The 8,988-nt window shown below is 45.7% G+C and carries 11 protein-coding genes; 7 read left to right on the top strand and 4 right to left on the bottom strand.

What is annotated here, in order from left to right; all coding sequences use genetic code 11:
* Nucleotides 1-73: 73 nt before the first annotated feature.
* The gene (locus tag QXE01_09785) at nt 74-724 is read left to right on the top strand and encodes a hypothetical protein (protein ID MEM4971526.1); all 651 of its coding nucleotides are present in this window, start codon (nt 74-76) and stop codon (nt 722-724) included.
* Between the two features lie 171 nt (nt 725-895).
* Here QXE01_09785 and QXE01_09780 read toward each other — a convergent pair whose 3' ends face one another.
* Complete coding sequence (locus QXE01_09780; GenBank protein ID MEM4971525.1) at nt 896-1,918, bottom strand: ATP-binding protein; 1,023 nt, start codon at nt 1,916-1,918, stop codon at nt 896-898.
* Nucleotides 1,915-2,919, bottom strand: a complete 1,005-nt coding sequence (locus tag QXE01_09775; GenBank protein MEM4971524.1) for an ATP-binding protein — start codon at nt 2,917-2,919, stop codon at nt 1,915-1,917. The genes QXE01_09780 and QXE01_09775 overlap by 4 nt, the downstream gene beginning before the upstream one ends.
* Nucleotides 2,920-3,335: 416 nt before the next feature.
* Between QXE01_09775 and QXE01_09770 the strand changes: the two genes are divergently transcribed.
* Complete coding sequence (locus tag QXE01_09770; GenBank protein ID MEM4971523.1) at nt 3,336-3,554, top strand: hypothetical protein; 219 nt, start codon at nt 3,336-3,338, stop codon at nt 3,552-3,554.
* Here QXE01_09770 and QXE01_09765 read toward each other — a convergent pair.
* Nucleotides 3,538-4,275 carry a hypothetical protein gene (locus QXE01_09765; GenBank protein MEM4971522.1) on the bottom strand — a complete coding sequence of 246 codons (738 nt, stop codon included), beginning with the start codon at nt 4,273-4,275 and terminating at the stop codon, nt 3,538-3,540. The two genes, QXE01_09770 and QXE01_09765, sit on opposite strands and share 17 nt — an antisense overlap.
* A gap of 159 nt (nt 4,276-4,434) precedes the next feature.
* Here QXE01_09765 and QXE01_09760 point away from each other — a divergent pair, with 159 nt between their 5' ends.
* Nucleotides 4,435-5,151, top strand: a complete 717-nt coding sequence (locus tag QXE01_09760) for a hypothetical protein (protein MEM4971521.1) — start codon at nt 4,435-4,437, stop codon at nt 5,149-5,151.
* A gap of 69 nt (nt 5,152-5,220) precedes the next feature.
* A complete protein-coding gene (tmk, locus tag QXE01_09755; GenBank protein MEM4971520.1) occupies nt 5,221-5,835 on the top strand; it encodes a dTMP kinase in 615 nt (204 codons plus the stop codon).
* On the opposite strand, the gene QXE01_09750 is transcribed toward tmk, so the two are convergent.
* Complete coding sequence (locus tag QXE01_09750; GenBank protein ID MEM4971519.1) at nt 5,818-6,999, bottom strand: threonine synthase; 1,182 nt, start codon at nt 6,997-6,999, stop codon at nt 5,818-5,820. The two genes, tmk and QXE01_09750, sit on opposite strands and share 18 nt — an antisense overlap.
* Before the next feature lie 234 nt (nt 7,000-7,233).
* Here QXE01_09750 and QXE01_09745 point away from each other — a divergent pair, with 234 nt between their 5' ends.
* The 3 genes from QXE01_09745 to QXE01_09735 form a co-directional block, all read left to right on the top strand.
* The gene (locus QXE01_09745; GenBank protein MEM4971518.1) at nt 7,234-7,746 is read left to right on the top strand and encodes a hypothetical protein; all 513 of its coding nucleotides are present in this window, start codon (nt 7,234-7,236) and stop codon (nt 7,744-7,746) included.
* A gap of 125 nt (nt 7,747-7,871) precedes the next feature.
* Nucleotides 7,872-8,612, top strand: coding sequence for a metallophosphoesterase (locus QXE01_09740; GenBank protein ID MEM4971517.1), 741 nt, complete (start codon nt 7,872-7,874; stop codon nt 8,610-8,612).
* A 50-nt stretch (nt 8,613-8,662) separates the two neighbouring features.
* Nucleotides 8,663-8,988: uracil-DNA glycosylase (locus QXE01_09735; GenBank protein ID MEM4971516.1), on the top strand; the 326-nt coding region annotated here is incomplete at its 3' end.

Below are 8,988 nucleotides of genomic sequence, written 5' to 3'. Positions count from 1 at the left end.
ACAGCCTCTGTGGAACTTCCGCTACCTGTCTTGTCTTTTATATTAGCTCTCTAGATATTCTAATGGGGGTTAGATGGCTGAGGAGATAAGCATTTTAAACATATTGGCAACGCTAGTACCAATACTGGCGACTCTGGGGGGTATAACATATTGGCTTGGTAGGAGATTCGCGGAGATAGACTCGAGGTTCAGGGAAATAGATAAGAGATTCGAGCAGATAGATAAGAGATTTGTGGAGATAGATGAGAAGTTTAAGGAGCTCAAGGGATATGTTGATGAAAAGTTTGACACACTTAAGAGCTATGTTGATGAGAAATTCGCGGGTGTTGATCAGAGGTTCGATGATCTTAAGGAATATATAGATAGGAGGATCACGAGGCTTGGAGAGGCATTTAGATCTTATCAGGAGTTCTTCATAGAATATCTAACCTCCCAGGGATTGTTGAAGCCTTTGGAGGCATCGATGTTGAAAAACGAGGCTGCTAGAATAGTGAGGCTAGCAGCTATAAACCCTATCTCTAAGGAGGAGTGGAAGAGGATCAAAGAGCTTTTAGAGAAAGACGAGCTAACACTCGAAGAAGCCCTCGAGCTAAGAGAGCTAGCTAGAAAGGTCACCGATGAATATGGAGACAAGCCAGAAGCCTGGAAGCTACATGCATATGCATCAATGATGGTTGGATACGCACTGAGAAAAATGAGGGAAAAAGAAGAAAAGAAAGATTAGATCTTCACCCAGACTACCCTAGGCCACTGGGATGGAGAGGATGTAGTAGCTAAAAAGCCTAGATTCCTAGAGGTTGCTAGATGCTTAGAGGGAGATGAAAACCGGTGTTGGCGAGCATATAGATGAGGCTAGAAAGCGTGGGGGCTAGCGGGGCGCTGATATAGCTGTTAGCTATATAGTGAATTTCTCCAGAGTGATCTTAACTGCCTCTCTATGTAGTGGGGTTTGCCACGCATTGATCTCTCCAATCCCTAGTTCATAGTCTCTTTCTGGCGGCGGCACATCGATCCAGAACCAAGGATCGCGTGGATGGAGCTCATCAACAACGAGGTTGAGCTCAACGAGCTTGGTGAGAAGCTCAACACCCTCTCTACCTCTACGTAGCAACACATCAGGATCATTAACTGCCTCAGCAAGCAGTCTCCTCCGATCACTATCTAGAGATGCTATGAAGATATCGAGCTTCTTCTCACGAACAAGATCATCTACAACTCTCTCAAAGCTCCAACCATTTCGATACAGCCTTGCCAGCATCGCTGGATTCCCGCCAGATATCCTCCAAATATCCTCAAAAGCTGGTTTCTCACCCGGTATCATATCATAGAGCTCTCTAAAACCCTCCCTAGACATATTCCACATAGGCCTTAGCTCAGCCCACCTATGACGCCCAATTTCGAACCTAGATAAGCCTTCACTCGTTGCAACAACTGCGACGATCCTCTCATAACTCCTAGGAGGATACTCGATAAGGCCGAGCAACCCTTTGACATATATGGATGCTCTGCTAAGGCCAATAGCTTGGAATACATCGTCAGCCAGGATAGCTAGCTTTTTCCTCCCAGCCTTAATAAGCTCTCTAGCAAGATCCACAGCAGCCCACACAGCCCTCGCCCAAGCCTCATCCGTAGCCTCCCTCAAAATCTCCAAAAGCCTCATCCTAACCTCCTCAACACCAACCTCTGCGAGAAACCCCTTCTCAAGGGGATTTATATAGATAACATCGAAACCCATCCCCCTCAAAATCTCCACAGACTGCCGAAGCCAAGCCGTCTTCCCACAGCCCTCAGGACCATATACCATTTGTACAAATCTAGTTCCCTTCTCAGCCCATTTCTCAACCCTTTTCAAAGCCTGCTCCCTATCTACAAAATAAACCTCTATATCGGGTGTGAAGCTAAGCCTTATCCTCCTCATATATGTTCCTCCAACGCTTTTCTAATAGCCTCTCTATGTAGTGGGGTTTGCCATGCAACATGCTTCCCTATGCCGAGCTGGGGGTCTCTCTCGGGAGGCGGCTTATCCACCCAGAACTCCCAATCCCTTTCATATAGGTTATAGATCACCAGGTTTCTCGATATGAGCTCATCTATAAGCTTTCTAGGGGCATCAGGGCTCCAGAGCACGTCGGGATCCTCCACAGCCTTTTCAAGCCATCCCCGATATTCTTTGACAAAGTCAGGTGTGATTTCCTTTTGCTTGGCCAGTCTCTTCACTATGCTCTCCGAGTTCCAACCTGCTTTATAAAGTTCTGCTAATAGCTTTGGATTCCCACCTGTGATTCTCCAGACTTCTTCGAAGCCCGGCTTATCTCCTGGAAGCTGGTCATATAGTTGTTTAAAACCTTCTTTAGGCATGTTCCACATGGGCATTAGATCGCCCCATCTATGCCTACCAATCTCCCTCCTAGAAACACCCTCACTAGTAGCAACAACCGCGACGATCCTATCATAGCTTCTAGGGGGATACTCGATTAATCCTAACAATCCCTTTACATAGATAGAGGCTTTACCCAAGCCTATAGCCTGGAATACATCGTCAGCCAGGATAGCTAGCTTTTTCCTCCCAGCCTTAATAAGCTCTCTAGCAAGATCCACAGCAGCCCACACAGCCCTCGCCCAAGCCTCATCCGTAGCCTCCCTCAAAATCTCCAAAAGCCTCATCCTAACCTCCTCAACACCAACCTCTGCGAGAAACCCCTTCTCAAGGGGATTTATATAGATAACATCGAAACCCATCCCCCTCAAAATCTCCACAGACTGCCGAAGCCAAGCCGTCTTCCCACAGCCCTCAGGACCATATACTACTTGCACCTTAACCATACCCTCTATTGCCCATGATCTTATCTTCTCTAGCGCATGCTCTCTATCTACGAAATCAACCTCTACATCGGGTGCGAAACTAAGTTTTATCCCCATGGTAACCCACCACAGATCAACCCTTTTCCCATGAACATTCCATATACCATGCCTCGCCCACCACTAGTAGGCTGGAGCATTGTTTTTATCTTTCGCATCAAAGCATGCTTTCCTATGCCATATAGGGGTACTAGAACTAATAAAGATAAATCTCTCTTGACACCGATATGCTATGTTAATATGCTCAAGCCCAAAACCCATACTCTAGAAGGATGTTATGAGGAGCAAGATTCCCGATTGTAGTGAGCCCTATCCTTGTTCTCTGCTCCGCGTCATAAATAGTGTTCTATGGGGTGTTGAACGTTCAACATATGGCTTCTCAATAGGTATTATATTACCTCTGGCATCATCTGGGGTGTATTATTGGGGTTAGGGGTATTATAGATGTTTTCTATAGCCTCTATTTGGTGGTTCCAATGGTTATATTGTATGTGTGTAGGGGTTGCGATACGATTATCTATCAATTCTCTAGGGTTGGGCAGGATAGCTTTGGCCTCCCAACCCCCCAGGAGCTTAGGGGCAGGGTGTCGAGTAGATGTCCTAAATGTGGTAGGGAGCTCGGTGTTCCAGGGGTTAACGATGTGATTATTCTTAGAAGGGGGGAGGCTAGGAAGATCCTTAGAAGGGCTTCTTAGCAGACACCAGCTCCGCCAGCCTGCCAGCTATATACTCCCTCATTCCATAATCCCTCTTATAGTTTCTCATCATCTCCAGGATCACCTCTATATCATCTCCAAGAACCCACCTGGCTCTTCTAAGTAGAAACCCGCCGACAAATCTTGGTATATTGTTTGGATATGGCTTTAGAGTAGCTGATTCAAAGTCTATTATTCTCACAACATATGGGATACCGTTTTGATATATAATATGCTCCCTTGGATCCCCTATCTCCAGATGATCTATCCCATGGATGTCCAACACATATAGAGCCCTCAAAGTACTTGAGATCGCTGTTCTCAGATAGAGATCATCTATATCCCCCCTTTTAAACAGCTCTATAGCCCTGCCAACGCTGATCCCTGAGATATATTCCATCAATATATAGTCATCGCCATAGCTGAGCACCCTGGGAGCTATATAGCTATTCATAAGAAGCTTAAGAATATACCCCTCGAGGGCCAGGCTATCCCTCTTAGACCTAGCCCTTCTAATCTTGAGAGCCGCTCTAGATCCATCGGGTCTAGATGCTAGAAAGACCCTCGATGAAAACCCCCTGCCGATTTCCCAAGGCCTTTTTAATGGATCTAGAAGTATTTTAAATCCCAGCCTCTCCACAGAATCCACTATAGACTCGCAGATCCCAACAAGATCTTCAGAGCATATTAAGCGTCTACCGAGATCTATGGTGTTGCTCACCAACAGCTCCCAATACATCGATCCAGAGGAGCTTATTACTGCAGAGGCGAATCCATAGCATCCAGGAGGATCTATTTAAAAGCCCATCTACCGGGAACATATAGAGGGTAAAAATATAGCTTTTCTAGATTATGATTTATGAGAAATCAGGTGGCCTATATGAAGAAAATTGTTGAGAAGATAGATGATAGGCTTCTATACTATGAACGTACTTTGGAGAGGTGTAAGGGCTATATATTATCCTCGTCAAGAACCATGAAGCCTGCTAAGTGCCTGAGATGTGGGAGTGTATTTGCATATCCAGATGATAGCTCGCTTGCCAAGTGCCCCTCCTGCTATGGAGATCAAATTGTTGATGCAACACCCTCTGATGTTGCTGAACACGCTAATAAATACTGCTGGAGCCTATATGGGAAGTACATAGCATATCTAAGGGTTATCAGATATGTTTCCGAGAAGGTATGCTCGAAGAAGATAGAGTGCGAGTTTAGAGAGGCTAGTGATGAGATGGAGATACATATTGAGAAATATACTAGGTACCTTAGATTTCAGCTCGAAACATCCAAGGGATCTATATTGGTTAATGCTAAAGGGGTTAACTATGAGATGCTAGATCTAATAAGCATGATCTCAAAGGCTGTTCTTGAGAAAAGGGAGATCCTTCTTGATGGGGGTATCACCTATATATACTACCTTACATACTATGAATACACAGATGTCGGTCATGAAACACTGGTGAAGGAGGGTTTTCTAGACCTTACATACTATAGGAGATATCTGGAGAGTCTTGGATATGGGATATACGGTGCATCAGGATCTATAGCTAAGATCATAGATCTCAGGAAGGGGGCTATAATAGCCCCAACCCAGATATAGAACTAAAACGGCTTATCCGCCGATAAATATATAGTATTTCCACACCAATCAATTACCTCGGAGAGGTGTTTGAAGGGCCTGTTAATAGTATTAGAAGGTCTGGACGGGGCCGGTAAAACCACTGTTGCCATCGAGATTGTAGATATGCTATCTAGAAGAGGCTATAAAGCTCTCTACACCTATGAGCCATTTGACAGCCCCTTTGCGCAAGCCCTCTCTAAGGTGAAGTCAGAGCTTTCTCTAAGCCCCCTAATAGATGCTCTTGCAATGGCCTGTGACAGGGCTTACCATGTTGAGACGATTGTGATGCCCCATCTCGAGAAGGGCTATGTGGTTGTGATGGATAGATATTTCTATAGCACCATAGCCTATCAAGGTGCCATGGGCATTGATCTAGAGTGGCTTAGAATCCTTAACAGCGTCTTCATAAAGCCAGATCTAGCTATATACCTCGATGTAGAGCCTGACGAAGGGCTCAGAAGATCTAGGGCTAGGAAGTGGGTCTTCTACGAAAAGCCAGAGATCCTTAGAAGGGCCAGAGAGATCTATCTAGAGATGGTGAGAAGGGGAGAGCTAATCCTAGTAGATGCTATGAAGCCGAAGGAGGAGGTTGTGGAGATTGTATGGAAATATGTGGAGAAGCATCTCTCTAGAGTTAATAGGGGGCTAAACAACCCTGGCTAGATTCGATATCACTTCGAAATACTTCAAAGCACTCCCGCTATTGAATATAACGATGGTCTCACCCCTACTCAGAAAGCCTCTCTCCACAAGCTTTAAAAGGGCTGCATATGATGCCGCACCCTCAGGACATGGGAGAATACCCTCTATAGATGCTAGCTTCTTCATAGCATCTACGATCTCTTGATCGCTTACAGCTATTGCGTAGCCCTTAGTCTCCCTTATAGCCCTTAGAATCTCTCTATCACCGAAGGGTTTGGGAACCCTGATCCCAGAGGCTAATGTGGTACACCCGCTATAATACTCAGCATCCGGTGCCCCCCTTTCATATGCATCTACAATGGGTTTGCATCCAGATGATTGTACAGCTATTAAGCGGGGGATTTCATCGATCCAGCCGAGTGTTCTTAGCTCTTCAAACCCCTTCCACATACCAACTATCCCCTCGCCACCCCCTGTTGGGAAGATAATCGCATCTGGAGTTCTCCATCTAAGCTGCTCAGCTATCTCATAGGCCATGGTCTTTGTACCCTCAACTCTATAGGGCGTCTTCATGGTGGATACATCTATCCATCCATATATCCTAGATCCCTCGGATACGAGCTTTGCAGCATCGCTTATGAGCCCGTCTACCAGGGATAGATCGATGCCCCTTATAGATATCTCAGCATATATAGCTCTAGGTGTATCCTTTGGCATCGCTATATAGGCTTTAAAACCAGCTCTTGCTGCGTATGCAGCGAGAGAAGCTCCAGCATTTCCAGCTGTTGGCATCGCCACAGACCTCACACCGATCTCTTTAAGGGCTGAGATCGTTGCTGATATAGCTCTATCTTTAAAAGATCCTGTTGGGTTTCTACTCTCATCCTTTAAATACACCTCCAAGCCAAGCTCCTTCGAGATCCTTTCAAGCTTTATAAGTGGTGTGGATCCCTCGCCCAGAGAGACTATGTTTTCCTCGCTACCCACTGGAAGAAGCTCTCTATATCTCCACATGCTAGGCCCACGCCTCTCTAGATCCCTTCTATCGAGCCTAACCCTAACAGCTTCGAGATCATATATAGCTAGCAGAGGACCCCCACAAGATCTACACACACCGTAGAGACCCTTCCCCTCATATCGAGCCCCACATCTCGGGCATATAAAACCTGTTAGATAGTGTGGCAACTAACCACCGATATGAGCATATATCATGAAATATATATCTACATGCAAATCCGCGAATCGATACCACACTATTTTTAATATATAAGCAGCATAGGGATAAGAGATTAGGAGAGATCTATCTTTAGATGATGAGGCTCGAAAGGGCCGTAAGGATGCGGTGCCCGCGCAGGTCTGACCAATATAGATCCTCGACATGCTTATAGGCTATGCATCCAACCTCTAATAGGTGGTATCTTGTCACAACACCCCATAGAGGCTCTGAGGATGGCTCTCAAGAACCTAGATGCTAGTGTGGAGACTGGTAAGAAGGGTGTCAAGGCATACGAGCTCTCTGTAATAGGATCTATAAAGGAGGTTATAGGATATGGGGAGAAGGTTCTTGAGAAGGGTCTATGCCTCTCAACCTCTAGAGAGATAAAGACCACAGGCTATATATGTGAGGGGAGATGGGTAATAGTAAAATCAGGCGATCTAATCTCGATCTCTAAGGTGGGGAGCGATATAGCGATATCCCTCAGAGGCGGGGAGTTCGTTGTTATGAGGGGTGGCACAGGTATTGTTATTGGTCCCAGCTACCTCAGGATCTCTATAGACGGCTATTCAGAGGAATATAGTTTTAAAGAGTATAGAGAGGCTGCGAGGAAATCCCACCTATTTAAAAAAGTGATCCCAGTAGCTCTAGATGCCCTTAGAAAGGCTGATGAGAGCTTTACCAGATGTGCGAAGATATATAGAGTGAAGTGTTAGAGCCCAGCCCTCACCATATATGATGACAAAGCTTATAGCGGTAATACGGCTTCAAAGGTAATATTCTTCTTTGCGCTCTATATCTGAGAGAAATGCTAGAGGTACACCCGGGAGTAGAGCTTGTGGTGGATACCCCCTATATCTATCTAAGGAGATATAGAGCCCTTGTAATAGCTGATGCTCATCTAGGCTTTGAGGAGGCTATGGCGGAGTCAGGGCTCTTCCTGCCTAGGGGGCAGCTGAAGCAGCTTATACAAGATATAGAGTTTGCCTTCAACTCCCTAGACATAGGGATGGTGATCATTGCAGGGGATCTTAAGCATAGATTCGATAGGCTTGGATCACAGGAGAGGAGGGAGATCGAAGAGGTTATGAATCTACTCAAGAGGAAAGGGGTTGAGGTGGTATTTGTAAGGGGTAATCATGATAACTATGCATCAATAGTCACATCTAGATACGGTGTCAACCCAATTCCCCACTATAGATTAGGCGAGATCCTCGTGATCCACGGCCACCAGAGCTTCGAGGAAGCTGGGGGTGAGGAGATTTTAAAAGGTGTTGAGCTTGTGATATATGGGCATGAGCATCCAAGCATATCTATAAGCGATAGGCTGGGCAAGATAGCTAAGTTCCCATGCTTCCTCGAAATCCCGTTGAGAATAGGTGGGAGAACCATTAAGGGGCTTGTAGCACCAGCTGCTGGCAGCTACCAAGCAGGCTCGCCAATAACTACTATAAGGAGTAACTATCTCTCACCAATAACAAGGAATAATGGTGATATAGAGAATGCAAAGCCATATATCCTAGCCAGGGGGGAGGGGATCTTCGAGCTCCCTACTCTGGGATATATGCAGGATCTAATATAATCTAAATTAAAATAATAATATAATAATAACTAAGGTATTATCCAGGATAGGTGGGCATAATAGACACCCCCCACTACATATCCTGGGAACCCCTTATAGAGGATATACTTAGATGCACCAAGTGCAGGCTCCACCTGTCCAGAAGAAACGCTGTCCCCGGGAGTGGGAGAAGAGATGCAGAGATCCTACTCATAGGCGAGGCCCCAGGAGCTACTGAGGATGAGATGGGGCTTCCATTTGTAGGGGCTGCTGGAAAGCTCTTAGATAGTGTATTGGAGGAGGTGGGGATTAAAAGGGATGAGGTATATATCACTAATGTAGTTAAATGCAGACCCCCAAATAATAGACAGCCTGAGAGGGATGAGATAGATGCGTG

It is taken from the genome of Sulfolobales archaeon (assembly GCA_038897115.1).
Taxonomy (GTDB): Archaea; Thermoproteota; Thermoprotei_A; order Sulfolobales; family AG1; genus AG1.
This window is presented reverse-complemented; position numbering and strand designations above follow the sequence as displayed.